Source organism: Amycolatopsis sp. NPDC004747 (genome assembly GCF_053601335.1).
The window spans coordinates 365,519-391,955 of record NZ_JBSGBQ010000006.1 but is presented as its reverse complement, the minus strand read 5'-3'; the positions used below and the strand labels follow the sequence as shown (position 1 = coordinate 391,955).

Sequence of the window (26,437 nt, the reverse complement as noted above, 5' to 3'; positions counted from 1 at the left end):
TGGTAAGGCGGGTTAGAACCCGCCTTACCACTCACGACGGGTGGGCTACTTGAGGCCGGTGGCTTCCGCGGCGGCCGGGTCGGAGTCGGCGAGGAACGTCTTGCAGCGGTCGAACTCCTCGGTCTCGCCGATCTTCCCGGCGGCCTTGCCCAGTACGGCGAGGGCACGCAGGAAGCCCTGGTTGGGGCGGTGCGACCACGGCACCGGGCCGAAGCCCTTCCAGCCCGCGCGGCGCAGCTGGTCGAGCCCCCGGTGGTAGCCGGTGCGGGCGTAGGCGTACGCGGCGACGGTCTCGCCGGCGTCCAGGGCCTTCTCGGCGAGCGAGGCCCACGCCTCGCTGTAGTCGGGGTGTTCGGCGGCGACGGTGGCCGGGTCGGTCCCGGCGTCGAGCGCGGCCTGGGCGGCGGTGTGCTCGGGCAGCAGCGTCGGCTCGGGGCCGAGCAGGTTGTGCGTCATGGGGCCATTCTGCCCCTACAGGAAGAGGGTCCCCAGCACCCCGGCTCCGGCCAGCACCAGTGCGGCGACGAGCACACCCGCGACAACTCGTTTCGGCATCATGGCGGGACACCCTGCCAAGCCGGGGCCGTGGGAAGCAAGTCGTCCACCCTTAGGGGTGAACCCTGGGCGCGAAGCGCCTCCGTTGAGGGTGGTGGCGGGGAAGAAGGTCGGGGGAATCCCGATTTTGGCGTCGTTTGCCACGGTCTTGGCCCACTCGTGACCATGACCGGCCATGATGTCCGGCATGGCCAAGGCAGTCGACGTCCCGGTGGACGTGATCCCGCGCAGCCCCGTCGCCAAGACGCGGCTGTTCTTCACGCGGCACTGGCACCGCGGCGCCCCCGGGCAGCCGACCCCGGACTGGGTGCTCCGGTTCTGCTACGGCATGTGGCTGGCGGCGTTCGCGTTCAAGCTGCTCGGCTCGTCGTGGGACATGTCGTGGCACTTCATGTGGCTGCGCGACGACCTGGCCCCGCCGCACCTGATCAACACCGTCGGCACGGTGATCATCGTGGTGCTGGTGGCGATCCACAGCTACACCGGCCTGGGGTGTGACAAGCGGTCACTGCGCCTGATGCAGATCGGCCTGCTGACGTTCCTGGTGGCGGCGCCGCTGGACGTCATCAACCACCGCGTCAACGGCCTGGACCTGACCGCGTGGAGCCCGTCGCACATGATGCTGTACCTGGGCACGGGCATCATGCAGGCGGGCGTCCTGCTGGGCTGGCTGCGGTTCGCGCCGCCCGGCCGCTTCCGGACGGGCGTGCTGCTCGCGCTGTGGGCGTTCTTCCTGGAGAACACGTTCTTCCCGAACGGCCAGCAGGAGTACGGGATCCTCGGCCTGCGCGCGTGGGAGCGCGGGGAGCCGGAGGCGGAGAAGTCGCTGCTGGACTTCGCGGCCAACCAGATCGGCCACCCGGTCGACCGGACGGCGGTGCTGCACTTCACGATGCCGATTCCTTCGTGGGTGTACCCGCTGTGGGGCATCGGGGTGATGGCGCTGATCTTGGTCGTGGCTCGCCGGACGCTGGGCTTCCGCTGGGCGGCCACTTCGGTGGCGCTGGCGTATGTGGCCTACCGGTCGGTGATGTGGCCGCTGCTGCTGGGGCTGGGGTTCCCGGTGTCGACGGTGCCGTTCTACCTGCTGTTCGTGGGGCTGGCGGTGGACTTGGCTTTTTCGCTCGGCTCGGGTGTCGTGCGGGCCGGCGCGGGGGCGTTGCTGGTGACGGCGTTCGGGTACGGGGCGTTCTGGGTGCAGTCCCAGTTCCGGCCGTGGGTACTCGGGGACGCCCACACGGAGTCAGCTCCCCCGGCGGCGTACTGGACGGCTTTGGTGGTGCTGGTCGGGGTCTTCGCGCTGTGGGCGGCGGCCGGCCCGGCTTCGCGACGGTGGTCCGCGAAGCGGAAGGTTCCCGAAACCGTCTGAACACGACGAAGGGGCCGCCACTGCCCGTGGCGGCCCCTTCGTTCGTGACTACTTCAGCTTCGTCCCCGCCGAACCCAGCGCCTGGCAAGCCTCGACAACCCGAGCCGCCATGCCGGCCTCCGCGGCCTTCAGGTACGACCGCGGGTCGTACACCTTCTTGTTCCCGACCTCGCCGTCGATCTTCAGCACCCCGTCGTAGTTCTTGAAGAAGTGGTCCACGATCGGCCGGGTGAACGCGTACTGCGTGTCCGTGTCCACGTTCATCTTCACCACGCCGTAGGAGACCGCCTCGCGGATCTCCTCCGGGAGCGAGCCCGAGCCGCCGTGGAAGACCAGCTCGAACGGCTTCGAGCCCTCGGGGAGGCCGAGCTTCTTCGCCGCCGCCTCCTGGCCGCCCTTCAGCACGTCCGGGCGGAGCTTCACGTTGCCCGGCTTGTACACGCCGTGGACGTTTCCGAACGTCGCCGCCAGCAGGTAGCGGCCGCGGTCGCCCGCGCCCAGCGCGTCGATCGTCTTCAGGAAGTCGCCTTCGGCGGTGTACAGCTTCTCGTTGATCTCCGCCTCGACGCCGTCCTCCTCGCCGCCGACCACGCCGATCTCGACCTCGAGGATGATCTTCGCCGCCGCCGTCTTGGCCAGCAGTTCCTGGGCGATCTCCAGGTTCTCGTCGAGGTCGATCGCCGAGCCGTCCCACATGTGGGACTGGAACAGCGGGTTCTGGCCGTTCTTGACGCGCTCGGCCGAGATCTCGATCAGCGGGCGGACGAAGCCGTCCAGCTTGTCCTTCGGGCAGTGGTCGGTGTGCAGCGCCACGTTCACGCCGTACTTGGCCGCCACGACCTGGGCGAACTCCGCCAGCGCGGTCGCGCCGGTCACCATGTCCTTGACCTTCTGGCCGGACGCGAACTCCGCGCCGCCGGTGGAGAACTGGATGATCCCGTCGCTCTCCGCCTCGGCGAACCCGCGGATGGCGGCGTTCACGGTCTCGGACGAGGTCACGTTGATGGCCGGGTAGGCGAACTCGTTCGCCTTGGCCCGGTCGAGCATCTCCGCGTAGACCTCGGGGGTGGCGATGGGCATCGTTGACTCCTCCTTGGCACAGGGTGGTCCCGACCGCATCGTACGAGGTCGGCCGCCGCCGCACACCGGTCCCCGCACAGAAACTTCTTCGCACGTCGGATCGGTTCAGAAGGAGTGCGTCCGGCCGCCGGGCGAACCGGCGGCCGGACGAGGATCACAGCAGCTCGGACGCCAGCGCGCGGTACGCCGGCCAGGGGTCTTCGTTCAGCACCTGGATGTTGACGTGGTCGGCGCCCGCCTCGAGGTGGGCCCGGAGTCCGCCGGCGATCGTCCCGGCGTCCCCGTGCAGCACCAGTGCGTCGACCAGGCGGTCGCTGCCCTGGCCCGCGAGGTCTTCGTCGGTGAAGCCGAGTTTCCGCAGGTTGGCGACGTAGTTCGACAGCCCCAGGTAGAACTCCACGGTCTTGCGGCCGATCGCGCGCGCCTCGGCGGGGTCGGTGCCGAGGACCACCTTCTGCTCCGGGGCCAGCAGCTTGCCCGCACCGAGGAGCTCCCGGCTGCTCCGGGTGTGCTCGGGCGTGGTCAGGTACGGGTGCGCGCCCGCCGTGCGGTCGCCGGCCAGCTGGATGACCTTCGGACCGAGCGCGGCCAGCGCCCGCCCGGAAACCGGCACGCCCGCCGCGTCGAGACCGTCCAGGTACTCGACCAGCGCCGTGTACGGCTTCTTGAACTCCTGCGTGTGTTCGGGGTGCCCCGCGCCGACGCCGAGGAGGAAGCGGTCCGGGTACTTGCTCACGATGCGCTCGTACACGCGGGCGATGTCCGCGGGCTCGTCCTGCCAGATGTTCACGATGCCGGTCGCGATGACCAGGTGGTCCGTCGCCGCGAGCAGGTCGTCGACGTACGAAAGGTCTCCGCTCGGGGACGCCCCCAGCCAGATCGCGCCGTAGCCGAGCTGCTCCGCCTCCGCCGCGAACCGCGCGTCTACGCCCGAGTAGTGCCGCCAGATACCGAGCTTGCCGAGTTCGATTGCCATGGAACACTCCAACGCGTGGGACGCGGGTTTTCCTCCCGGGTCCGGCAACTAATCTCGAACCCATGAGCAAGCTGGGCAACACCGAACTCGACGTCTACGGCCTCAACCTGGGCTGCAACGTCTTCGGCTGGACGGCCGACGAACGGCAGTCCTTCGCCGTCCTCGACGCCTACACCGCGGCCGGCGGCAACTTCCTCGACAGCGCGGACCTCTACGGCGGCGGCGGCGGTGGTTCCGAGACGATCATCGGCAACTGGCTGGCCGCGCGCGGCCACCGCGACGACGTCGTCGTGGCCACCAAGGTCGGCATGTGGGACGGCAGGCCGGGCCTGTCCGCGAAGAACATCCAGGCCGCGGCGGAGGACTCGCTGCGCCGCCTGCGGACCGATCACCTCGACCTCTACTACGCCCACCGCGACGACCCGGACACCCCGCTCGAAGAGACTCTGGAGGCGTTCGACGCCCTGGTCCGCGCGGGCAAGGTCCGCTACCTCGGCGCGTCCAACTACACCGCGGGCCGGCTCGCCGACGCACTGTCCATTTCGGACAAGAACGGCCTCGCGCGGTTCGCCGTGCTGCAGCCGCACTACAACCTCGTCGAGCGGGACTACGAGCACGACCTGGCGCCCCTCGTCGAGCGCGAAGGCCTCGCGACGCTGCCGTACTTCTCCCTGGCGAGGGGCTTCCTCACCGGCAAGTACCGCTCGAAGGACGAAACCGGCGACAGCCCGCGCGCGGCGGGCGCCCTGTCCTATTTGGACGCGCGGGGTGAGCGCGTGCTCGCCGCACTCGACGAAACCGCCCAGGCGCACGGGGTTTCGGTCGCCGCGGTGTCGCTCGCGTGGCTGCGGCAGCAGCCGACGGTCGCCGCCCCGATCGCCAGCGCCCGGACCCCCGAACAGCTGACGGACCTGGTCGCGTCGGTCTCGCTCGAGCTCACCGAACCCGAGCTCACCGCACTGGGTGCGGCGTCGAGCTGAACATACTCATGGGTAGCTTACTGCGGGTAAGTTGAGGTACGGTGCCCTCAAGTGACACTAGGAGGGCACCGTGGCCAACCCGTTTTCGCTGCTGAGCGGCACCAAGAAGGTCGACGGCAAGGTCGTGCTGATCACCGGCGCGGCCCGTGGCATCGGCGCCGGGCTGGCCGAGCGGCTGGCCGCCCGCGGCGCCAAGGTCGCCCTCGTCGGCCTCGAAGCCGAAGAGCAGCAGAAGGTCGCCGACCGGATCGGGCCGAACGCGAAGGCCTGGGAAGCCGACGTCACGAGCTGGGACGCCCTCGAAAAAGCGACGGCGGGCGTCGTCGAGCACTTCGGCGGGATCGACATCGTGATCGCGAACGCCGGGATCGCGACCGCGGGCTTCGTCCGCTCGGTCGACCGGGCCGCGTTCGAGAAGGTCATCGAGGTCGACCTGCTCGGCGTCTGGCGGACGTTCCGCGTCACGCTCCCGCACGTCATCGAGCGCAAGGGCTACCTGCTCGCCATCTCCAGCCTCGCCGCCATCACGCACGCGCCGGGCATGGCCAACTACGCCGCCGCGAAGGCCGGCGTCGAAGCCTTCTCGAACAGCCTGCGCGCCGAGGTCGCCCACCTGGGCGTCAAGGTCGGCGTCGCGCACCCGACGTGGATCCGCACCGACCTGGTCGAAAGCGCCGACGCGCACCCGGTGTTCGGCAAGCTCCGCGCGTCGATGCCCGGCCTGATCGGCAAGACGTACCCGCTGGACGTCGCCCTCGACGACCTCGAGGCGGGCATCCTCAAGCGCGCCCGGACCATCCACGTGCCGCGGTGGGTCGGCGGCCTCAAGCTGCTGCGCGCCTTCCTGCCGCCGGTGATCGAGATCGGCTCGCGCAGCCGGGTGCCGTCGGCGGACAAGGCCGCGCTGGCCGACATCGAGGCGCGCGGGGCGTTCGAGTCGGCGGTCACCGGTCATGGCGGGCGGGCCGCCACCAAGGGGTGACGCCGTCCCGTCGTGACCTGGGCGTACGGCGGTACTACTGATCGGTAGCCGGTACTTCCAAGTAACTGTTACCTGAGGTAACGTCATCTGGGCAGCATCCCCGACGCAGCGGAGGCCGACAGATGACCGAGCGGTTCAAGGTCGTGATCGTGGGCACCGGGTTCTCCGGGCTCGGCCAGGCGATCCAGCTCGAGAAGGCCGGCATCCGGGACTACGTGATCCTGGAGAAGGCCACCGAGGTGGGCGGCACCTGGCGCGACAACTCTTACCCCGGGTGCGCGTGCGACGTGCAGTCGCACATGTACTCGTTCTCGTACGAGCAGAACCCGGGCTGGTCGCGGTCGTTCTCGCCGCAGCCGGAGATCTTCGAATACCTCAAGGGTGTCGCCGACAAGTACCGGCTCCGCGAGAATATCCGCTTCGGCGTCGAACTGACCGGCGCCCACTGGGACGAGCGCGAGCGCCGCTGGACGGCGACGACCAGGGACGGCCGCGAGTTCGTCGCGCAGTTCCTCGTCTCCGGCGTCGGCGGCCTGCACATCCCGCAGGTGCCCGAGCTGCCCGGGATCACGAACTTCAAGGGCCAGACCTGGCACTCCGCGCGGTGGAACCACGAGTACGACCTGCGTGGCAAGAAGGTCGCCGTGGTCGGCACCGGCGCCAGCGCCGTCCAGTTCGTCCCGAAGATCGCCGCCGAGGTCGCCGAGCTGACGCTCTTCCAGCGCACGCCGCCGTGGATCATGCCCAAGCCCGACCACGCGATGCCGTCGTGGGCGCAGACGCTGTTCAAGCGCGTGCCCGGCACCCAGCGCCTCTACCGCAACGCGCTGTACTGGCTGCTCGAAGCCCGCGCCATCGGCTTCAACGGCCACCCGGCGATCATGAAGGCCGGCGAGCTGATCGCGAAGCGGAACATCGCGAAGGGCATCAAGGACCCGGCGCTGCGCAGGAAGGTCACGCCGGACTACACGATGGGCTGCAAGCGCGTCCTGATCTCCAACGACTACTACCCGGCGCTGGCCCGGCCGAACGTCGAGGTGAACACGGCCGGGATCAAGGAGGTCAAAGCGCACTCGATCGTCGACTCCGCGGGTGTCGAGCACGAGGTCGACGCGATCGTCTACGGCACCGGCTTCAAGGTGACCGACGCGCTGGAGTACCTCGACATCACCGGCGTCGACGGCCGCGACCTCGCCAAGGAGTGGGCGACCGCGGGCATGCGGACGCACAAGGGCATCACCGTCTCCGGCTTCCCGAACCTGTTCTTCCTGCTCGGCCCGAACACCGCGCTCGGCCACAACTCGGTGGTGTTCATGATCGAGTCGCAGTCGCGGTACGTCGTCGACGCCATCAAGCTCGCCGACTCGCGGGGCGCCGCCGCGCTCGACGTCCGGCCGGGCGTGCAGGACGAGTTCCAGCGCGAGATCCAGGACAAGCTGGTCAAGGGCGTCTGGACGCAGGGCGGCTGCAAGAGCTGGTACCTCGACGCCCAGGGCGTGAACCGGACGATCTGGCCGGGCTTCACCTGGCGGTACTGGCTGGAGACGCGCAAGGTCGACCCGGCCGACTACGAGCTGTCCGGCCGGGCGTCGTGACCTCGCCGGACGAGCAGCTCGTCCTGCACGCGCGGGACGTGAAGTTCGACTGGGCGGCGCTGCCGGTGCACTGGATCCCCGGCGAACCGCAGGCCACGCACACCATCAACGTGCTGCACCTGGCCCTGCCCGAGGGCGAGCGCTGGTTCGTCGAGGTGTTCAAGCAGGCCGTGCCGCTGATCCGCGACGAGCGGCTCAAGGAGGACGTCCTCGGCTTCATCGGCCAGGAGGCGGTGCACGCCGAGGCCCACGACGGCGCGGCGGCCCACCTCGAAGCGGCCGGCGTCCGGGTCCGGCCGTTCGTGGCGCAGATGGAGTGGCTGTTCCGGAAGCTGCTGGGCGACCGCGACCTGACCGGGCAGGCCGCCGAAGAGTGGCTGGTCGAGCGGCTCGGGATCATCGCCGCGATCGAGCACTACACGGCGTTCCTCGGCCAGTGGGTGCTCGACGCGCCGCTGGAGGCCGCGGGCGCCGACCCGGTGATGCTGGACCTGCTGCGCTGGCACGGCGCCGAGGAGGTCGAGCACCGGTCGGTGGCGTTCGACCTGTTCGTGCACCTCGACGGGCGGTACACCCGCCGGGTCCGCAGCATGGCGGCGGTGACGCCGGTGCTGGCCTGGGTCTTCGCCCGCGGTACGCGGTACCTGCTGCGCAACGACCCGGCCCACCCCGGCCGCGCGTCGCTGCGGGCCTACCGCCGGGCGGCGAAGCGGGGGTTGCTGCCGTCCGGCCGCCGGCTGCTGCGGGAGATCCGGCCGTACTTCCGGAAGTCGTATCACCCGTCCGAGACCGGGAACACCGAGCAGGCGGTGGCCTACCTGGCGAGGTCACCCGCGGCCCGGGCGGCGGGGTGACCCTCGGCCGCCCGACCCGGCTCGACGGCAGCGCACGCACCGACCACCTGATGTCCACTTTGGTCGGGGTCGTGGGCGTTTACCGCCGGTTGTCGCGATTCAGCGGCCGGCGGCGGCCGCCGGTGCGCACCGTGGACCGCAACCTTTCGCTGGTGGTCGAAACGATCCGGGCCGAGGCCGAAGGCGTCGTGAGCCTGCGGCTCGCCGGCGGCGCCCCGCTGCCGTCGTGGCGCCCGGGCGCGCACGTCGACCTGGGGCTGCCGTCCGGCCTGACCAGGCAGTACTCGCTCTGCGGCGATCCCGCCGACCGCTCGGGCTACCGGATCGCCGTCCGGCGGATCGGGGCCGCGTCCGGCGAGGTCCACGCGCTGGTGCCGGGCACCCGGGTCACCGTGCGCGGCCCGCGGACCGCGTTCCCCTTCGTCGGCGACGGGCCGTTCCTCTTCGTCGCCGGCGGCATCGGGATCACGCCGATCCTGCCGATGGTCCACCAGGCGATCGCGCGCGGCGCGGACTGGCGGCTGGTCTACACCGGCCGCAGCCGCGCGTCGATGCCGTTCCTCGGCGAGCTGCCGGACGACGACCGCGTGTGGATCCGGCCGGACACCGAGTACGGCATCCCGGCCTCCGGCGCCGAGCTGCTCGAGGGCCTGCCGGACGGCGCGTCGGTCTACTGCTGCGGCCCGGTGCCGATGATCACCGGCGTCCGCGCCGACCTGGCGCTGACCGCGGCCAAGGCTGTCCACTTCGAGCGGTTCGCGCCGCCGCCGATCGTCGACGGCGAGCCGTTCCGGCTGACTTTGCGCAGGTCAGGCCGCACCCTGGCGGTGCCGGGCGACCGGAGCGCCCTCGACGTGCTGCGCGACGCGCGCCCCGGGACGCCGTACTCGTGCCGCCAGGGCTTCTGCGGGACCTGCGCGGTGCCGACGGCCGACGGCGGGTCCATGCGGATCTGCGTCGACCGCGGCACCACCGTGCTGGACCTATGACCGCTCGGGCAGCCAGGCGCCGATCACCGGCTTGAACTCGCGGACGCTGCGCTCGGCGACGACCCCTTCCAGGAAGTACGGGTCCTGGTCGATCGTCTCCTTCAGGTGCGCCTCGTCGTCGGCCTGGTAGAGCGTGAGGCCGCCGGTGCCGTCGCCGAGCGGCCCGGCGACCGCGACGCGGCCCTGCTCGGCCAGCTTGCTCAGGAACTCGCGGTGGCGCGGCCGGACGTCCGGCATCTTCTCCTGGACGTAGGTGATTTCGACGAGGAACCAGGCCATGTGGATCTCCGGGGTCGGACGCGGGCGGGACGGATCCGACGCTACCCGTGTCACGGTTCTGTACCAGCATCCGATCTGTGGCACCGGCATCTGAACCCGATAGGCTGGGGACGCGTCAGTACCTGTGTGAGCGCTGTGAATACCGTGAACCTGCTGACGCGGCACACCGTGCAAGCCGGGGTCGAGAACAGGCAGGGGTTCATGCTCGAGGGCAATGCGGAGCGCAGTGTCGAGGCGACCCTCGGCCACCTGCGGGTCATGGACGGTCCGGCTCCGGCGCAGACCGCCGCACCGCTGACCCTCGAAGACCTCTACCGCCAGCACCGCATGCGGCTGGTCCGGCTGGCGATTCTGCTGGTCGACGAGCCCGCGACGGCGGAAGACGTGGTCCAGGAGGCCTTCACCGGCCTGCACCGCAACTGGGGCAGGCTCCGGGACGCCGCGGCCGCGGTCGGCTACCTGCGCACCGCGGTGGTCAACGGGTCGCGCAGCGTGCTGCGCCGCCGCAAGACCGCCCGCGAGTACGTGCCGCCGCACGCGGTGAACGCGCGCTCCGCGGAGAGCCTCGCGATGCTCTCCAGCGAGCACCAGGCCGTGGTCAGCGCGCTGTCGAAGCTGCCGCCCCGCCAGCGTGAAGTGCTGGTGCTGCGGTACTACGGCGGGCTGAGCGAGGCCGAGATCTCTGAGGCCGCAGGTATCTCCAAGGGTACCGTTAAATCGACCGCCAGCCGGGCGCTCGAGGCACTCCAGAAGGCCATGCAAGCCCCACAGTGACCCGGGTGGACCATTCCGATCACTGAGTCGTATCACCATGCTTGGTCCAGACCAATATATGCTGGGGTGCGTGAGAGGCGCCGGAGATTTCGTGATCATGGGCGGCCGGGTCGCCGCCCCGGACCGTTTACTCGAAGACGGCTGGGTGGCCGTCACCGACGGGCGGATCGCCGGCGTGGGTTCCGGGACCCCGCCGTCCGGCGAGCACGTGGACGTCGGCGGGGCACTGGTCGTCCCAGGTTTCGTCGACACCCACTGCCACGGCGGGGGAGGTGCTTCGTTCACCTCCCTCGATCCCGAGGAGCTCCTGACGGCGGTGCGAGCGCACCGCCGTCACGGCACCACGACCATGCTCGCCAGCCTGGTCTCGGACCCGGTGGACATCCTGCGTGAGCAGGTCGCGGCGCTGCGCGAGCTCGTCCAGGACGGCGAGGTCGCGGGCATCCACCTGGAAGGGCCGTTCATCTCGAAGGCCCGCTGCGGCGCGCACGACCCGGAGACGCTGCTCGAACCGGACACCGGCACGGTCGAGAAGCTGCTGCGCGCGGGCCAGGGCGCGATCCGGATGGTCACCATCGCCCCCGAGCTGCACGGCGGGGTGAAGGCCGTCCGCCAGCTGGCCGAGTCCGGCGTCATCGCGGCCATCGGGCACACCGACGGCGTCGAGGAGCAGCTGCTGCCGGCGATCGACGCGGGCGCGACGGTGGCGACCCACCTGTTCAACGGCATGCGGCCGCTGCACCACCGCGAGCCCGGCCCGATCGGCGCGCTGCTGGACGACGAGCGCATCACGATCGAGCTCATCTGCGACCTGGTCCACCTGCACCCGACGGTCGTCCGGCTGGCGGCGAAGCACGCGGGCCGCAACCGGACGGTCCTGATCACCGACGCGATGTCGGCCACCGACGCGGCGGACGGCCGCTACACGCTGGGCCGTCTCGAGGTCGACGTCCACGACGGCGTCGCCACCCTCGCCGACAACGGCTCGCTGGCCGGCAGCACCCTGACGATGGACACCGCCTTCCGCAATCTGGTCCGGGGTGCGAAACTCGGCATCCTCGACGCGGTCCACGCGACGTCGCAGCGGCCGGCGGAGCTGCTGGGCATCGCGGACCGGACCGGCATGCTGTGCTCCGGGTACCAGGCCGACATCGTGGTCCTCGACCAGGACCTGCGGCCGGCGAAGGTGCTGCGCCGGGGAGAATGGGTCGCCGAGGTGGGAACGGCTACCTTGAGTACATAGGTTTTCTGCGAGCGGACGGGCGGAGATGAGCGAGCCGAAGGACCCCGAGCAGCTGCTGGCGGACGCCCTTCGCGCGCAAGCCGTCTTCGCACCGCAGGTCTCGCCGTCGTCCACGGCGTCTGCGGCTTCGGTCCCGGTCTCGCCGGCCCCGCCGGCCGAGCCGGTCACCGATGCGGTCCCGACCAGCGCGATCAACGAGCTGCCGTCGGCGTACGGGCTGCTGTCGGGTGCCGGCGCGGACTCGCTGGAGCGCGAGCGCGCGGCCCTGGACGCGGAGGCGCCGACGACGTTCGCCCCGCGTCCCCCGGAACCGGTGCGGACGTCGGCGCAGTTGCCGGCGTACTGGATCCTGATGCTGGCGGTGCTGCTGGGGCTCGCCGCGGGGTCCGTGGTGGGCCTGCTGACGCTGGTCTGAGGCGGGTCTCAGTAACGACTCAGGGTGACCCTGTACCGTTTTTGGGGTGATTCTCGCCCAGAGCACGGTCAACACGATGTCCCTGCTGCCGTCATGGCTGGACCCGCAGCACCTGCTGAGCGGTCTGACGACACCGGTCATCGCGGTGCTGTGCCTGATCATCTTCATCGAGAGCAGCATCTTCCCGGTGCTGCCCGGTGACTCCCTGCTGTTCACGGCGGGCCTGTTCATCGCGAACGGCACCCTGAACGCCCCGTTGTGGCTGGTCTGCGTCCTGGTGACGGCGGCGGCCCTGCTCGGCAACGTGGTCGGCTACTACATCGGCTACTTCGTCGGGCCCAAGCTGTTCAACCGCCCGGACTCGAAGTTCTTCAAGCGCGAGTACGTGGACAAGACGCACGAATTCCTGGAGAAGCACGGCCCGAAGGCGGTCGTGCTGGCCCGGTTCGTCCCGTTCGTCCGCACGTTCATCACGTGGATCGCGGGCATCGGCCGCATGGACCCGAAGCGCTACTTCACGTACACGGTGATCGGCGGCATCCTCTGGGCCGCGGGCATCACGATCCTCGGCTCGCTGCTGGGCAACATCTCGTTCATCCGGAACAACGTGGACGCGATCTTCGTGCTGATCGTCCTGGTGTCGGTGGTGCCGATCGGGCTGGAGTACTTGAAGTCGCGGCGCGAGAAGAAGGCCCTCGCCGACGCGGATCCGGATGTCACGCAGCGGATCCCGCGCATCAGGGACTGAGCGGGCCGGCCAAAACTGTCGGACCCTCGCGGTAACGTGAAAGCAGGGGTCCCCCGGGCGGGGACCCCTGCGGGCGCGCTCAGGTCATCGAGAACATCGAGCCCGGGTTGAAGAGGTTCTCCGGGTCCAGCGCCCGCTTGATCTGCTGGTGCACCCGCAGCCCCACCGGCCCGATCTCCCGGGCCAGCCACTCGCGCTTGATCTTCCCGACCCCGTGCTCCCCGGTCACCGTCCCGCCCAACGACAGCCCCACCTCGAGGATCTCGTCGAACGCCCGCTGCGCCCGCTCGAACTCCGACGGGTCGTCCGGCTGGTAGACGATCGTCGGGTGCATGTTGCCGTCGCCGGCGTGGCCGACCACCGCGATCCGCAGGCCCACCTCCGAACTGATCTTTTCGCAGCCCCGGATCAGCTCGGCGATGCGCGTCCGCGGCACGCACACGTCGTCGGTCAACCACAGCCCGTACGTCTCCAGCGCCGTCAGCACGACCCGGCGGGCCTGCAGGAGCATCCGGCCCTCCTCGAGGTCCTCGGTCGTGTACGCCAGGTCCGCCCCGCAGTCGACGCAGATCCGCTCCAGCGCCGCCAGCTCGCGGCGGGCGACCTCGCCGCCCGCGTCCGACTGGCCCAGCAGCAGCGCCTGACAGTCCGAGCCCGCGCCGAGATCCGTCTTCAGGTACGCCTCGGACGCCTTGATCGACGAAGCGTCCATGATCTCCAGCAGCGACGGCACGAGACCTTCGCGCACCACCCGGGCCACGGCCTCCCCGGCCGCTTCGGTGGTGCTGAAGCCCGCGACGAGCGTCGCCGGGGCCTGGGGCAGCGGCTTGAGCTGGACCGTGGCCTGGGTGATCACGCCGAGGGTGCCCTCGCTGCCGACGAACAGCCTCGCGAGGTCGTAGCCCGCGACACCCTTCACCGTGCGCCGACCGGTCTTCAGCAACGACCCGTCGGCCAGGACGACCTCCAGGCCGAGCACCGAGTCCGTGGTCACGCCGTACTTCACGCAGCAGAGGCCGCCGGCGTTGGTGGAGAGGTTCCCGCCGATCGTGCACCAGTCGTAGCTCGACGGGTCCGGTGGGTAGAACAGCCCGTGCTTCTCCACCGCGTTGCGGAAGTCCAGGTTGACCACGCCCGGCTGGACCACGGCCAGCCGGTTGCCGGCGTCGATCTCGACGATCTCGTTGAGCTTGGTCAGTGACAGCGTGACGCAGCCGTCGATGGCGTTCGCGGCGCCGGACAGGCCGCTGCCCGCCCCGCGCGGCACGATCGGCACCTTGGCCTCGGCGCACGCCTTGACGACGGCCTGCACCTGCTCGGTGTTCGCGGGCAGCACCACGGCGAGCGGCGTGCCCGACGGCGCCAGCGGCATCATGTCGCGCGCGTAGGAAGCCGTGACGTCGGAGTCGGTGAGCACGGCGCCCTTGCCGAGCAGGTCCCGGAGCCGGGTGACCAAAGCTTCGTTGCTCATGGCCTCATCGTAAGCCCGGAGAGTCCGCAGTGCGGAAATCTTCTTTCGAAACCAGCCGTAACGGAGCAGTGCGTCAGCGGACCAGCCCCAGCAGCTTCTCGACGTGCACCGTCAGCAGCACCCGCTGGTCGTTGACCATGGCCTCGCGGTACTCGGCCCAGTCCGGGTGCTCGCCCGACGCGCGGCGGTAGTAGCCGACCAGCGCTTCCACCGTGTCGTCGTCCGGCGCCGCGGCCGGCGCCGTGAGCGAAGCGCGCCCCTCGGCGACGACGTAGCTCCAGCCGTCCTCGCTGCCCACGTGGAACGTCACCCGCGGGTCCCGGCGCATGTTCTTCGTCTTCGCCCTCGTCTCGGTGATCGACGCGATGAACTTCGCCGACGCCGGGTCGTACAGGTAGGTGATCGTGGACAGCTGCGGCCGTCCGTCGCGGCGGATCGTGGCGAGGACGCCGTGGCGGCGGGCGGCCAGGAAGTCCTTGAGCGCTGTGTCGTCGGTCATACCCGGTTCCAACCACCACGCGGCCGCTTTGTTCCGCCGCAACCCCGGACAAATCTGCTTGCATACGACAACTAAAGTGTGTTGTGCCACAACCCGAGGTACTCCGCTTGCACAACCGCTGATGAAGGCACATCCTTGCCTGAGGCAACTAGTTGCAGCCGCCAACCAACGCCGTGAAGGATGACCATGGCACCGAACAACTCCGCCACCCGGCCCAAGGCCGAGCTGGACCTCGCCGACCAGCTCGGACACGAGCTCGTCCGCCTGGTCCGCCTGATCAACAAGGCGAAGTCGCAGGTCTCCAAGCAGGGTCCGGACGGCATCGAGCGGGCGGCGTACGCGATCCTCTTCACCCTCATCCACGAAGGCCCGCAGCGCACCAGCAAGCTGGCCGAGTCGCTCCACTCCGAGATCTCCACGATCAGCAGGCAGTCGAGCTCGCTCGTGCAGCACGGCCTGGTCGAGCGCCAGGCCGACCCGGAAGACGGGCGCGCCTGCCTGCTCGCGCCGACGACCGAGGGCATGCGGGTGTTCGAAGAGAACCGCAAGCAGCGCAACCAGTGGCTGGCCGAGGTGCTCGGGGACTGGACGGACGGGGACATCCAGACCCTGAACCGCCTCTTCGGCCGGCTCAACACGGGTATCGAGAACCACTCTCCGCAGCTGGCCGACGCGCACGCGTCCGCCGGTGCACCGGCCAAGGGGGCCAACGCATGAGCACCACCACCGTCGAACAACCCGTGGCGAAGGAACCACCACGGCTGAGCCACCGCCAGATCGTCACGATCCTGAGCGGCCTGATGTGCGGCATGTTCCTCGCCGCCCTCGACCAGACGATCGTGGGTACCTCGATCGTCAAGATCGCCAACGACCTGCACGGGTTCGACCTGCAGGCCTGGGCGACCACGGCGTACCTGATCACCTCGACGATCGTCACGCCGATCTACGGCAAGCTGTCCGACATCTACGGCCGCAAGCCGTTCTACCTGGCCGCGATCAGCATCTTCGTGATCGGCTCGCTGGCGTCCAGCTTCGCGCAGTCGATGTACCAGCTCGCCGCGTTCCGCGCGGTGCAGGGCCTCGGCGCCGGCGGTCTGATGTCGCTGGCCATGACCATCCTCGGCGACATCGTGCCGCCGCGGGAGCGCGCCAAGTACCAGGGCTACATCCTGGCCGTGTTCGGCCTGTCCACGGTGCTCGGCCCGGTGCTGGGCGGCTTCTTCGCGGGCATCGACAACGCGGGCAGCATCTTCGGCTACGAGATCCACGGCTGGCGCTGGGTCTTCCTGATCAACGTCCCGATCGGCATCATCGCCCTGTTCGTGGTGGCGAGGGTGCTGAACGTGCCGCACGAACGGCACGACCACAAGATCGACTGGTGGGGCGCGCTCGCCATGGTCATCGCCGTGGTGCCGTTCCTGATCGTCGCCGAGCAGGGCCAGAAGTGGGGCTGGGGCGACCAGAAGGCCATCTGGTGCTACGTCGTCGGCGGCGTCGGCGTGATCGCCTTCATCGCGATCGAACGGTGGATGCAGGACGCCGCGCTGATCCCGCTGCGGCTGTTCAAGAACTCGACGTTCACCGTGGCGATCATCGGCGGTGTCATCGTCGGTGTCGCGATGTTCGGTGCGATCACCATGATCCCGCAGTTCATGCAGGTCGTGCAGGGCTACACCCCGACCGAATCGGGTCTGCTGATGCTGCCGCTGATGGCGGGCATCATGCTCAGCTCGATCGTGTCCGGCCGGATCACCGGGAAGACCGGACGCTACAAGGTGTTCCCGATCGTCGGCACCGTCATGATCGCCGGCGGCGCGTTCTTCTTCGCCCAGGTCGAGTACGACTCGGCGCTGTGGCACCCGCTGGTGGCAGCCGCCATCATCGGTCTCGGCCTCGGCCAGTGCATGCAGACGCTGATCATCGCGGTGCAGAACGCGGGCCCGCGCAGCGACATGGGCGTCTCGACCGCGTCGGCGACCTTCTTCCGCCAGATCGGTGGTACCGCGGGTGTCGCGATCTTCCTGACCGTCCTGTTCAACACCCTGCTGCCCAACATCACGAAGGCGTTCGGCGGGCAGCTGCCGCCCGGCGCCGGCGCGGGCATCGGCAACCTGTCGGAGAACACCAGCGGCATCCAGAGCCTGCCCGAGGCGATCCGGACGCCGGTGCTGATCGGCTTCACCGAGTCGATCACCACGGTGTTCTACATCGCGGGCGCGGTGGCCCTGCTGGCCACGCTGGTGCTGCTGTTCATGAAGGAGATCCCGCTGACCAACGCGGCCCCGGCCGCGGCGGCCATGGAGGGCGGCGAAGCGCTGCTCGAAGACCACTCCGACGAGCCCACCGAGATCGTCGAGCCGGTCCGCCCGGTGGACCGCGAGCCGGCACTGGTCGGCGGCGGCAAGCACGCGCTGAGCACCAACGGGCACGGCGACTACCAGGCCGTTTCCGGTGCGCTGCCGATCACGAACTCCGTCGGCCAGGGCGAGCTCGACACCCCGGTGAGCGCGGGCGGCGTGCCGGTGACCGGCCACGTCCGGCGTCAGGACGGCAGCCACGTGCCGGGCGCCGCGCTGACCCTGATCGACCAGCGCGGCCGCCAGGTCGCGCGGGCCACCGGGGCCGCCGACGGCAGCTACTCGGTGCCGAGCCAGGGCCCGGGCGCGTACGTGCTGATCGTGTCCGCGCACGGCCACCAGCCGCAGGCGTCCAGCGTCGTGATCAGCAACGGCCCGGCCACGGTCGACGTCACGCTCACCGGGTCCGGCGAGCTGACCGGCACCGTGCGGGCCGCGACCGGGGACCCGCTGCCGAACGTGACGGTGACGCTGACCGACAGCCGCGGTGAGGTGAACGGCGCGTTCATCACCACCACGGACGGCACCTACGCCTTCGTCGGGGTCGGCGCCGGGGCGTACACCCTGGTCGCCAGCGGCGCGGGCTACCGGCCCTTCGCGGTGACGCTGACCGTGCCCGACAGCGGCGTGCTGCGCCACGACGTCGAACTCGCCAGCTCGGTGCTGCTGTCCGGCACCGCGCGGACCGAGGGCGACCGGGTGGTGCCGGACGCGCGGATCACTGTGCTCGACGCCGAAGGCAACGTGGCCGCGGTCGCGCGGACCGACGGCGAAGGCCGGTACGTGGTCAGCGACCTGCCCGCGGGCGCGTACACCGTGGTCGCGAGCGGCTACCCGCCGGCGACCAGCCAGGTGGAGCTGACCGGTGGCGAGGCGGGCCACGACGTCCGGCTGAGCTACGACCAGGCCCTCGACGAGCTGGTCGACCGGTCATGACCGGTCTGCGCGCGACCTTCCGCACGGCCGAGGGCTGGGCGGTGGAGCACGCGGTGCTCACCGTCACCGACCCGGCCGGGCGGCAGGTCGCCCGCCAGGCGGCCGACGTCCGCGGGGAAGTCGTCACCGACGCGCTCGCACCGGGTGTGTACACCGCCGTCGTCACGGCGGCCGGGTACACCCCGGTGGCGCGGACGGCGCAGATCGCCTCGGACGGCAGTGGCGTGCTCGGCGACGTCGTGCTGGCCCCGGTCGCCGAGGCGATCGAGCTGCCGCCCGCCGGGCCGTGGGTGATCGACCCGATGCACACGTCGGTGGTCGCGACCGCGCGGCACCTGGGCATCGCGAGCATCAAGGCGCGGTTCCCGGACGTGTCCGGCCGGATCGAGATCGGCCGCCCGGCCGAGCGGTCCTCGGTGCACGCCGAGATCAAGGCGGCGAGCATCGAAACCGGCATCAAGATGCGCGACGACCACCTGCGCTCGCCGGACTTCCTCGACGTCGACGTGCACCCGGTGATCACGTTCACCAGCACCGGGCTGCGGCAGCGCGGGGCGGACTCCTGGACGCTGCTGGGCGAGCTGACGCTGCACGGCGAGCGCCGCGAGGTCGAGCTCGAGCTGACCTACGGCGGCTGGGGCCCGGACCCGTGGGGCGGCGTGCGCGTCGCGTTCCACGCCGAGACGACGCTGCACCGGAACGACTTCGCGATCAACTACAGCGCGATGGTCCGCGCCGGGGTCGCGGCGGTCGGCACGACGGTCAAGATCGAGCTGGACGTCGAGGCGGTGCAGGGCGAGACCCTGCCGCAGTTCTGAGTGCTTCGCGGGAAGGCCCTCTCACCGCTGGGTGAGGGGGCCTTCACCGTTGGTGAAAGGTGAAACTTCCGGGGAGCTCGATTTGACCGTTAGCCGCGGCCCGTTCACCCGGGCCACGTAGGCTCGCGGGGTGAACGTCGTGAGCATCGAGGCCGCGGGCGTCGGCGTGAGCTGGCTGGACACCGCCGGCCCGCTGCTCGTCTGGGTGATCGTGCTGAGCTTCGTGCTGGTCGAGTGCGCGCTGATCATCGGGCTGTTCCTGCCCGGTGACTCGCTCCTGTTCGGGGCGGGCGTGGTGCTGGCCCAGCACGGTTCGGACGCCAACGCGTGGTTCCTGTCGGGGGCCGCGCTGATCGTCGCGGTCCTGGGCAACCAGATCGGCTACTACATCGGCCGGACGAGCGGGACGAAGCTGATCGCCCGCCGCGACGGCAAGGTCCTGAACCGGCAGGCCCTGGAGCGCGCGCAGCGGTTCTTGGACCGCAAGGGCTTCTTCGCGATCGTGGCGGCCCGCTGGATCCCGTGGATCCGCACGCTGGCCCCGCTGATCGCGGGCGCGGCCCGGATGGACCCGCGCCGCTTCCTGGCGGCGACCGCGCTGGGCGGGCTGCTGTGGGTGCCGACGCTGGTGCTGCTGGGGTACTACGGCGCGGGCCTGCTGGACGCCCTGCCGTGGCTCAAGACGGTGGCGCTGTGGGCCAGCATCGCGTTCTTCGTGGTCGGCACCGGCTACGGCGTGCTGCGGTACCGCCAGGAGATGCGCCGCCCGGTGGACGACCGGGACGACGCGCGGGCCTGAGCCTCAGAGCTCCGGGTCCGCCCAGATCTCCAGCTGGATGCCGTCCGGATCGCGGAACACGACGACCCGCGATCCTTCGAACGTGCGCGACGGCGCCGCGTCCTGGTAGTGGACGCCGAACTCCCGGAGCCGGCTCTCCCATTCGGCCAGCTCGGCGGCGGTGTGCACCCGGAAGGCGACGTGGTCCAGGCCGGTCCGGCGTTCGTCGAACCCGCGCCGCCCGGTGTCCGCGTGCTGCACCAGGACCACGGAGAACTCGTCCCCGGCGGACCGCAGCACGACCTTGCGCAGCCCCGTGTCCGGCTCTTCGCGCCGGATGACCTCCTCGAGGTCGAGGACGCGCACGTACCACGGCACGCTGCGGTCCACGTCGGTCACGGTGAGCGCCAGGTGGTGCACGGACATGAGTTTGGCCATGGCTTCCGAAGCCGTCCTTTCTCGTGGCGGCTCCCCAGAGTTGCACAGCGTTCGATCGGTGAAACGCGAGTGACCAAGTCCGCGTCCGATCGTGATCTCGCCGTCTCCGGCCGTCCCAGCAGGCGGACGGAACCTACCGGCGGTCACGCCCGTCTTACGGTTGGTGACCGCCGGTGATGGTCACCGCTCGAGCAGCCGCAGCCGGCCCTCCGCGAGGATGCGCTTCGTCGTCACCCGGTCGGGATAGCACCGGGTGAACATGTTGGTGAAGTGCGTCCCGTAGTGGATGCGCTCGTCGCCGCCGGCCAGCGGGCGGACGGTGGTGCCGAAGGACGGCTCGTGGAAGTACGCCAGCGTGTACCGCTCCCGGTCCGCGAGCCGGACCTTGTGCGGCGTCGACAGGAGACGGCCGCCGGTGAGGAACTGCAGGATGTCCCCGGGGAACACGGTGAACACCGCAGGCTCGGGTTCGACGAAGTGCCACGGCTCGTCGTCCTGGTACATCCCGGCCGTGCTCTCCTCCGGCAGCCAGTTCCGGCGCCGCGGCTCACCGGGCACCGGCGGCCGGATGAAGAGCCCGCCGACGTCGTCCTGCGCGGCGATCACGAGCAGGCCGTAGTCGGTGTGCGCCCCGATCCCCCGTTCGGTCGTCGCCGAACGGGCCGGGAACCGCAGCACGCGCATGTGGTGCCAGCCGTCCCGGGTGAGCCGGGTCAGCCGGTCGATCTCCACCCCGAGCCCGAGCGCGACGAGCTGCAGGAGCTTCTCGCCGATCCCGCCGACCTCACGGAGGTGGGCTTCCATCGCCGTCCGGTACGCCTCGTCCGGCCACGGGACCGGGCCGTGGCAAGGCCAGCCCTCAGCCACGCGGGTGTCGGTGAGCGGGATGTCCGGGCAAACCGTGAAGATTTCGGAGTAGTCGGCTTCGCCCGCGGTCATTTCTTCGCCGGATGCGATGTAGCCGCTGTAGGTCAGGTCGCTGACGAACTTCGCTTTCTCCGGCAGGGATCTCGCGAAGAACCGCCGGCTTTCGGCGAGCGCTTCGCCGGTGACGCGGGCCTGCTCGGGCGTGGCGGCGACCTGGAAGATCCCGTCGTCCTCCCAGCTCCGGACCAGCTGTCTGCCGAGTATCCGGTCGACTGTCGCCCCGCTCACGGAATCGGGCAGCTCGAACGTACGCATTGTTGTTCACCTTTCGCGCGGTATTGAACGCTCACCACACGAAAGCCGGGAAATGCCGGTTCACAAGGATCAGCGGCCGCCGCCGACGTCGAGCACCGCGCCGGTCGTGAACGAAGACGCCTCCGAAAGCAGGAACAACACCGATTCCGCGATTTCCGCGGGCTGCCCGGCCCGGCGCAGCGGAATCTGCGGTGCGTACTTGGCCATCCGGTCCGGCAGGCCCGCGGCCGCGTGCAGGCCGGTGTGGACCATGCCCGGCCGCACGGCGTTGACGCGGATCCCCTCCGCCGCCACCTCCTGGGCGAGCCCGAAGGTCAGCGTGTCGACGGCGGCCTTCGACGCGGCGTAGTGCACCCACTCCCCGGCCGAGCCGGTGCGCGCGGCCGTCGAAGAGATGTTGACGATCGCGCCGCCGTCGCCGCCGTGCCGGGTGGACATCCGCCGGACCGCCTCGCGGCAGCACAGGAACACCCCGGTGACGTTCACGTCGAGGGTGCGCCGGACGACGTCGACCGCGTAGTCCTCGAGCCGCCCCGGCGTGTTGCCGACGATCGCGGCGTTGTTGACCAGGCCGGTGACCGGCCCCAGCGCCGCCGCCGCGTCGAACAGCGCACGGACGTCGTCCTCGCGGGAGACGTCCGCGCGGAAGGCCAGCGCCTGCTGTCCCGCGGCGCGCACCTGCGAAGCAACGGCTTCGGCGGGGGCGGGATCACCGGAGTAGTTGACGACGACGTCGTACCCGCGCGCGGCGGCCAGCGTGCAGATCGCCGCCCCGATCCCCCGGCTGCCGCCGGTGACGATGAGGGTCAAATCGCGAAGTTCGCCAGCGGCAGGTTCTCCAGCACCAGGTCCGCGCGGTCACGGGTCTGCGAGATCAGGTCGGCGTTGCGCTGGTCCGAGCCGAGCGCGCGCTGCCGGGCCTCGACCAGCGAACGGCCGTAGCGGCGGTGGCGGGACACGAGCCGCTCGATGCGCTCCGGCTCGTCCGGTGCCAGGAACCAGGCTTCGGTGAGCAGCGGGCGGATCGCGCTCCACGGGTCGTCCGGGAGCAGCAGATAGTTGCCCTCGGTGATGACCAGCTGGACCTCCGGCGGCACCGCCACCGCCCCGGCGATCGGCTCCTCGATCTCGCGGCGGAACTCCGGCGCGTACACCGTTTCGCGGCCTTCGGCCAAGCGGCGGATCAGGTGGTAGTAGCCCGCGGCGTCGAACGTGTCCGGGGCGCCCTTGCGCTCGGTGCGGCCCAGCCGGCGCAGCTCGACCTGCGCGAGGTGGAAACCGTCCATGCCGACCACCGCCGCGCGCGAGCCGAGGGCGTTGGCCAGCGCCCAGGCGAGCGTGGTCTTGCCGGACGCGGGCGAGCCGATGATGCCGAGCACGTTGCGCTTCCCGCGCACGGTCAGCCCCTCGGCCCTGGCCAGCAGGTCGTCGAACGCCGTCATGTCCTGTTCCTTCCTGCGATCGCGGTCGTCCACGACCGCGGTCCCACCTGCCGCACCCGTTCGGCGGCCACCTCGTTGGCGAAGCGGATCCGGTCCGTCACCGTCCGTTCGCGCGCCACGGCCACGGCGAGCGCGCCGTGCCAGACGTCGCCCGCCCCTAGTGTGTCTCGCGCTTCCACCGGGGGAACAGGCACCTCACCCGAGCCGCCGTCCGCAGTGGACCAGCGCACCGGGTGCGGTCCCGCGGTGGTGATCACGGTGGGGACGCCGCGCTCGTGCAGGCCGGGTCCCGGGGCGGTGAAGTGGGCGGAGCAGGCGGCCACGTCGACCAGGGGCAGCAGTTCGTCGAGCACCGGTTTCCAGCTGCCGGCGTCGAGCACGACCGGGACGTCCCCGGCCGCGCGGGCGACCGCCAGCGCGAGGTTCGGGTAGTGGCCGTCGACGAGCACCACGTCCGCGTCGACCGTGCCGGTCCAGGTGGCTTCGGAGCCGGCCGCGTTGCGCGAGACGACCGTGCGCTCGCCGTCGCGGTCGCGGACCGCGGCCGCGCTGACCGGCGGCGGATCGCTCCGGCCCGGGTCGAGGTCGATCAGCCGGACGCCGTGGGCTTCGAGGTCGGCGCGGGCGAGCGCCGCCAGCGGGTGCGCACCGAGGACGGTCAGCAGGGTCGCCTCGGCGCCGAGCGCGGCCGCCGTCACCGCGGCGTTCGCCGCGGGCCCGCCGGCCGCGACGTCCACCCGCAGCGACTGCACCTTCTCGCCCGGCGCCGGAAGCTCCTCGACCCGCTGGACGACGTCCACGGTGCACAAGCCCGCCAGCAGCACCTTCATTTCAAGCCGGCCACGTGGGTCGCCGCGGCCGCTTCTTCCACTTCGCCGTTCTCGTTGAGCCGCAGCGCACCCGTGAGCAGGCCGACGACCTGGTTCATCGTGTGCGTCTTCGGCGAGACGACCGCGACGCGCTTGCCGAGGCGGTGCACGTGGATGCGGTCGGCGATGTCGAAGACGTGCGGCATGTTGTGGCTGATCAGGACCACCGGCAGGCCGCGGTCGCGGATCCGGCCGATGAGGTCGAGCACCTTGCCCGACTCCGCGACGCCGAGGGCGGCGGTGGGCTCGTCCATGATCACGGCCTTGGTGCCGAACGCGGCCGCCCTGGCCACCGCCACACCCTGGCGCTGACCACCGGAAAGCGTCTCGACGGGCTGGGTAATCGACTTGATGTTGATGCCCAGCTCGTCGAGGATCCGCTGCGCCTCCGACCGCATGGTGGCGGTGTCCAGTTTGCGGAACAGCCCGAACGGCCCCTTCAAGCGCTTCTCGCGCCCGAGGAACATGTTCGACGCGATGTCGAGCGCGGGGGCGACGGCGAGGTCCTGGTACACCGTCTCGATCCCGTAGTGTCGGGCGTCCAAAGGGGACTTGAAGTGGACGGTCCGACCGTCCACTTTGATCTCACCTTCGTCGGGGATCACCGCGCCCGAAAGAGCTTTGATGAGCGAGGACTTCCCGGCGCCGTTGTCGCCGACCACGGCGAGCACTTCGCCGGGCAGCAGGTCGAAGTCGGCGCCGTCGATGGCGGTCACCCGGCCGTAGCGCTTGACCAGGCCACGGGCCTGGAGGATCGGTTCGGTCATGACTGCTGCTGCCTCCTCGCGATCCGGTCCACCACGACGGCGGCGATCAGCAGGGCGCCGGTGGCGAGGTCCTGGTAGTTGCCGTCGACGTTCATCTGCGTCAGGCCCGACCGCAGCACCGCCACGACCAGCGCGCCCATCAGCGTGCCGAGCACCGAGCCGCGGCCGCCGAAGAGGCTCGTCCCGCCGAGGACGACCGCGGTGATCGAGTCGAGGTTGCCGAGCTGGAACTGGTTCGGGTCGGCGTTCGGCGTCCGGCCCAGCGCCTGCCAGGCCGCGATGCCGAAGGTCAGCCCGGCCACGATGTAGACCGACAGCACCGTGCGGTTGACCTTGATGCCGGACAGCCGCGCGGACTCCGGCGCGTTGCCGACCGCGTAGACGTGCTTGCCCCACGCGGTTTTCGTGAGGGCGTACCAGACGCCGAGGTACATCAGCAGCGCCAGCGTCATGCCGTAGGTGATCGGGATGCCGCCGAAGAGGTAGCGCTTGGTGCCGAGCCACTGCAGCAGCCCGTCGGTCACCGGCACGGCCTGGCCGCCGGCGATCAGCTTCGACACCGCGGTGAGCATGGTGAACGTGCCGAGCGTGATGATGAACGCCGGCAGCTTGATCCGGGTCGCGAGGCCGCCGATGAAGATGCCGACGATGATCGTCAGCACCACCCCGGCGAGCAGCGCGACGAAGCCGTTGGTCCCGGCCGCGGCGAGCTTCGCCATGATCAGCGTCGCGACGACCATCGAGGCCGCGTTGGACAGGTCGATGCCCGCGATGAGGATGACGAGCGTCTGGCCCAGCGCGAGCGTCCCGACAACCAGCGACTGCTGGACCACCGTCGACAGGTTGTCGAGGTCGAAGAAGGTGTCGGTGGCCAGCGAGAACACCACGATCGCGACGACCAGCGCGAGCGCCGGGCCGACCGCGGGGGCGCGGAGGAGGAACTCGCCGAGGGACTCGCGTTCCTTGGTGGAGACTGCCGTGGCGGTCGTCATTTCTTGCCTCCCCAGCAGTTCTGCAGGCCCCAGGCCGAGTCGTGGCTCTCGATGCCGGGCAGTGGCTTGTCGGTGATCACGGCGGACCCGGTGTTCACGAACCCGGACGGCTTCTTGCCGGTCTTGGCGTACTCGACGGCGGCGAGCACCCCCTGCTCGGCCATCTTCTTCGGGAACTGCATGACGGTGGCGGCGAACTGGCCGTCCTTGACGTTCTGGACGCCTTCGCAGCCGCCGTCGATCGAGCCCATGACGATCTGCCCGGTGAGCCCACGCGCCTTCAGCGCCGCGTACGCGCCGCGGCCCATCGGCTCGTTCATCGAGTAGACCGCGTTGATGTCGGTGCTGCGCTGCAGCAGGTTCTCCATGCCCTGCTGGGCGAGGCTCTGGTCGCCGTTGGCCGCGGTGTGGCCCTTGATCTCCGGCGAGCCGTCGGTCAGCCCGATGCCCTTGAGGAAGCCGCCGTGGCGCTGGGTGTCGACCGTGCTGCCCGCGGTGCCGTCGACCATGAGCAGCTTGGGCGGGGTGCCGGCCAGCGCGGCCTTGACGTAGGCGCCCTGCTGCTCGCCGGCCGCGAAGTTGTCGGTGGCGAAGGTGGCGTCGACGGCGTCGGCCGGCTCGGTGGCGGTGTCGAGGGCGATCACCAGCACCCCGGCGTCGCGGGCGTCCTTGATCGCCTTGAGCACGCCGGTGGACGAGCTGGGCGTGATCAGGATCGTGTTCGCGCCCTGCTGGCGGAGGTTCTCGATGGCGCGGACCTGGCCGTCGTTGTCGCCGTCGAACTGGCCGGCGAGCGCGCTGAAGTCGGCGCCGTTGGCCTGCGCGGCCGCTCTGGCGGCGTTGCGGAGCTCCACGAAGTACGGGTTGGTGTCGGTCTTGGTGACCAGGCCGACCTTCGCCTTGCCGCTCCCGGCCGTGTTGGTGTTGCCGCCCCAGTGGCGCTCGACCGTGCACCCGGTCGTCCCGGCGAGGACGGCGGCCAGCACGACTGCGGTGAGACTTCGGTGTCTCATGGATTCCACCCTTTGTGATCGAGGGCTTGCCGATGG

At 70.4% G+C, this 26,437-nt stretch carries 28 protein-coding genes; 14 read left to right on the top strand and 14 right to left on the bottom strand.

Annotation, left to right across the window (positions count from 1 at the left end; all coding sequences use genetic code 11):
- Positions 1-45: 45 nt before the first annotated feature.
- Positions 46-456, bottom strand: coding sequence for a DUF3151 domain-containing protein (locus ACWEGE_RS12960; protein ID WP_449660596.1), 411 nt, complete (start codon positions 454-456; stop codon positions 46-48).
- 286 nt (positions 457-742) lie between these two features.
- On the opposite strand from ACWEGE_RS12960, the gene ACWEGE_RS12955 reads away from it, so the two are divergent.
- A complete protein-coding gene (locus ACWEGE_RS12955) occupies positions 743-1,924 on the top strand; it encodes a hypothetical protein (RefSeq protein ID WP_449660595.1) in 1,182 nt (393 codons plus the stop codon).
- Between the two features lie 48 nt (positions 1,925-1,972).
- Here ACWEGE_RS12955 and fbaA read toward each other — a convergent pair whose 3' ends face one another.
- Together fbaA and ACWEGE_RS12945 are read right to left on the bottom strand one after the other, a co-directional pair.
- Positions 1,973-3,004: a class II fructose-bisphosphate aldolase gene (gene fbaA / locus ACWEGE_RS12950; RefSeq protein ID WP_449660594.1), complete on the bottom strand. Its 1,032-nt coding sequence runs from the start codon at positions 3,002-3,004 to the stop codon at positions 1,973-1,975.
- Positions 3,005-3,158: 154 nt separating this feature from the next.
- Entirely contained in the window at positions 3,159-3,980 is an 822-nt protein-coding gene (locus ACWEGE_RS12945) for an LLM class F420-dependent oxidoreductase (RefSeq protein WP_449660593.1), read from the bottom strand.
- Positions 3,981-4,042: 62 nt separating this feature from the next.
- Here ACWEGE_RS12945 and ACWEGE_RS12940 point away from each other — a divergent pair, with 62 nt between their 5' ends.
- The 5 genes from ACWEGE_RS12940 to ACWEGE_RS12920 all read left to right on the top strand — a co-directional run bounded on the left by ACWEGE_RS12940 (position 4,043) and on the right by ACWEGE_RS12920 (position 9,380).
- On the top strand, positions 4,043-4,960 hold the full coding sequence (locus tag ACWEGE_RS12940; RefSeq protein ID WP_449660592.1) for an aldo/keto reductase: 918 nt from the start codon (positions 4,043-4,045) through the stop codon (positions 4,958-4,960).
- A 70-nt stretch (positions 4,961-5,030) separates the two neighbouring features.
- Positions 5,031-5,942: an SDR family oxidoreductase gene (locus ACWEGE_RS12935; RefSeq protein ID WP_449660591.1), complete on the top strand. Its 912-nt coding sequence runs from the start codon at positions 5,031-5,033 to the stop codon at positions 5,940-5,942.
- 122 nt (positions 5,943-6,064) lie between these two features.
- On the top strand, positions 6,065-7,537 hold the full coding sequence (locus ACWEGE_RS12930) for a flavin-containing monooxygenase (RefSeq protein ID WP_449660590.1): 1,473 nt from the start codon (positions 6,065-6,067) through the stop codon (positions 7,535-7,537).
- Positions 7,534-8,391 carry a metal-dependent hydrolase gene (locus ACWEGE_RS12925; RefSeq protein ID WP_449660589.1) on the top strand — a complete coding sequence of 286 codons (858 nt, stop codon included), beginning with the start codon at positions 7,534-7,536 and terminating at the stop codon, positions 8,389-8,391. The genes ACWEGE_RS12930 and ACWEGE_RS12925 overlap by 4 nt, the downstream gene beginning before the upstream one ends.
- 50 nt (positions 8,392-8,441) lie before the next feature.
- On the top strand, positions 8,442-9,380 hold the full coding sequence (locus ACWEGE_RS12920; RefSeq protein WP_449660615.1) for a PDR/VanB family oxidoreductase: 939 nt from the start codon (positions 8,442-8,444) through the stop codon (positions 9,378-9,380).
- On the opposite strand, the gene ACWEGE_RS12915 is transcribed toward ACWEGE_RS12920, so the two are convergent.
- Entirely contained in the window at positions 9,375-9,659 is a 285-nt protein-coding gene (locus tag ACWEGE_RS12915; protein ID WP_449660588.1) for a YciI family protein, read from the bottom strand. The genes ACWEGE_RS12920 and ACWEGE_RS12915 overlap by 6 nt on opposite strands.
- A 201-nt stretch (positions 9,660-9,860) precedes the next feature.
- Between ACWEGE_RS12915 and ACWEGE_RS12910 the strand changes: the two genes are divergently transcribed.
- The 4 genes from ACWEGE_RS12910 (at position 9,861) to ACWEGE_RS12895 (ending at position 12,839) form a co-directional block, all read left to right on the top strand.
- On the top strand, positions 9,861-10,433 hold the full coding sequence (locus ACWEGE_RS12910; protein ID WP_163046624.1) for an RNA polymerase sigma factor: 573 nt from the start codon (positions 9,861-9,863) through the stop codon (positions 10,431-10,433).
- A 91-nt stretch (positions 10,434-10,524) separates the two neighbouring features.
- On the top strand, positions 10,525-11,676 hold the full coding sequence (nagA, locus tag ACWEGE_RS12905) for an N-acetylglucosamine-6-phosphate deacetylase (protein ID WP_449660614.1): 1,152 nt from the start codon (positions 10,525-10,527) through the stop codon (positions 11,674-11,676).
- A 25-nt stretch (positions 11,677-11,701) separates the two neighbouring features.
- Complete coding sequence (locus tag ACWEGE_RS12900) at positions 11,702-12,091, top strand: hypothetical protein (protein ID WP_449660587.1); 390 nt, start codon at positions 11,702-11,704, stop codon at positions 12,089-12,091.
- Positions 12,092-12,137: 46 nt separating this feature from the next.
- Positions 12,138-12,839 carry a DedA family protein gene (locus ACWEGE_RS12895; RefSeq protein ID WP_449660586.1) on the top strand — a complete coding sequence of 234 codons (702 nt, stop codon included), beginning with the start codon at positions 12,138-12,140 and terminating at the stop codon, positions 12,837-12,839.
- 79 nt (positions 12,840-12,918) lie between these two features.
- On the opposite strand, the gene ACWEGE_RS12890 is transcribed toward ACWEGE_RS12895, so the two are convergent.
- Complete coding sequence (locus ACWEGE_RS12890; RefSeq protein ID WP_449660585.1) at positions 12,919-14,310, bottom strand: FAD-binding oxidoreductase; 1,392 nt, start codon at positions 14,308-14,310, stop codon at positions 12,919-12,921.
- Between the two features lie 73 nt (positions 14,311-14,383).
- A complete protein-coding gene (locus tag ACWEGE_RS12885; protein ID WP_449660584.1) occupies positions 14,384-14,809 on the bottom strand; it encodes a PPOX class F420-dependent oxidoreductase in 426 nt (141 codons plus the stop codon).
- A 186-nt stretch (positions 14,810-14,995) separates the two neighbouring features.
- On the opposite strand from ACWEGE_RS12885, the gene ACWEGE_RS12880 reads away from it, so the two are divergent.
- From ACWEGE_RS12880 to ACWEGE_RS12865, 4 genes are all read left to right on the top strand, one after another.
- On the top strand, positions 14,996-15,526 hold the full coding sequence (locus ACWEGE_RS12880) for a MarR family winged helix-turn-helix transcriptional regulator (RefSeq protein WP_449660583.1): 531 nt from the start codon (positions 14,996-14,998) through the stop codon (positions 15,524-15,526).
- Entirely contained in the window at positions 15,523-18,102 is a 2,580-nt protein-coding gene (locus tag ACWEGE_RS12875) for an MFS transporter (RefSeq protein ID WP_449660582.1), read from the top strand. The genes ACWEGE_RS12880 and ACWEGE_RS12875 overlap by 4 nt, the downstream gene beginning before the upstream one ends.
- Positions 18,099-18,920, top strand: coding sequence for a YceI family protein (locus tag ACWEGE_RS12870; RefSeq protein WP_449660581.1), 822 nt, complete (start codon positions 18,099-18,101; stop codon positions 18,918-18,920). The genes ACWEGE_RS12875 and ACWEGE_RS12870 overlap by 4 nt, the downstream gene beginning before the upstream one ends.
- A 130-nt stretch (positions 18,921-19,050) precedes the next feature.
- Positions 19,051-19,719, top strand: coding sequence for a DedA family protein (locus tag ACWEGE_RS12865; RefSeq protein WP_449660580.1), 669 nt, complete (start codon positions 19,051-19,053; stop codon positions 19,717-19,719).
- 3 nt (positions 19,720-19,722) lie between these two features.
- Here ACWEGE_RS12865 and ACWEGE_RS12860 read toward each other — a convergent pair whose 3' ends face one another.
- From ACWEGE_RS12860 to ACWEGE_RS12825, 8 genes are all read right to left on the bottom strand, one after another.
- On the bottom strand, positions 19,723-20,136 hold the full coding sequence (locus ACWEGE_RS12860) for a VOC family protein (RefSeq protein WP_449660579.1): 414 nt from the start codon (positions 20,134-20,136) through the stop codon (positions 19,723-19,725).
- Positions 20,137-20,316: 180 nt separating this feature from the next.
- A complete protein-coding gene (locus ACWEGE_RS12855) occupies positions 20,317-21,318 on the bottom strand; it encodes an isopenicillin N synthase family dioxygenase (protein ID WP_449660578.1) in 1,002 nt (333 codons plus the stop codon).
- A 69-nt stretch (positions 21,319-21,387) separates the two neighbouring features.
- Complete coding sequence (locus tag ACWEGE_RS12850; protein WP_449660577.1) at positions 21,388-22,128, bottom strand: SDR family oxidoreductase; 741 nt, start codon at positions 22,126-22,128, stop codon at positions 21,388-21,390.
- Positions 22,125-22,760, bottom strand: coding sequence for a nucleoside/nucleotide kinase family protein (locus tag ACWEGE_RS12845; protein ID WP_003091744.1), 636 nt, complete (start codon positions 22,758-22,760; stop codon positions 22,125-22,127). The genes ACWEGE_RS12850 and ACWEGE_RS12845 overlap by 4 nt, the downstream gene beginning before the upstream one ends.
- Complete coding sequence (locus tag ACWEGE_RS12840) at positions 22,757-23,590, bottom strand: PfkB family carbohydrate kinase (RefSeq protein ID WP_449660576.1); 834 nt, start codon at positions 23,588-23,590, stop codon at positions 22,757-22,759. Before ACWEGE_RS12840 ends, ACWEGE_RS12845 begins: the two co-directional genes overlap by 4 nt.
- Positions 23,587-24,396: an ATP-binding cassette domain-containing protein gene (locus ACWEGE_RS12835; RefSeq protein WP_449660575.1), complete on the bottom strand. Its 810-nt coding sequence runs from the start codon at positions 24,394-24,396 to the stop codon at positions 23,587-23,589. The genes ACWEGE_RS12840 and ACWEGE_RS12835 overlap by 4 nt, the downstream gene beginning before the upstream one ends.
- Positions 24,393-25,388, bottom strand: a complete 996-nt coding sequence (locus ACWEGE_RS12830) for an ABC transporter permease (RefSeq protein ID WP_449660574.1) — start codon at positions 25,386-25,388, stop codon at positions 24,393-24,395. The genes ACWEGE_RS12835 and ACWEGE_RS12830 overlap by 4 nt, the downstream gene beginning before the upstream one ends.
- Positions 25,385-26,401, bottom strand: coding sequence for a substrate-binding domain-containing protein (locus ACWEGE_RS12825; protein ID WP_449660573.1), 1,017 nt, complete (start codon positions 26,399-26,401; stop codon positions 25,385-25,387). Before ACWEGE_RS12825 ends, ACWEGE_RS12830 begins: the two co-directional genes overlap by 4 nt.
- Between the last annotated feature and the right edge of the window lie 36 nt (positions 26,402-26,437).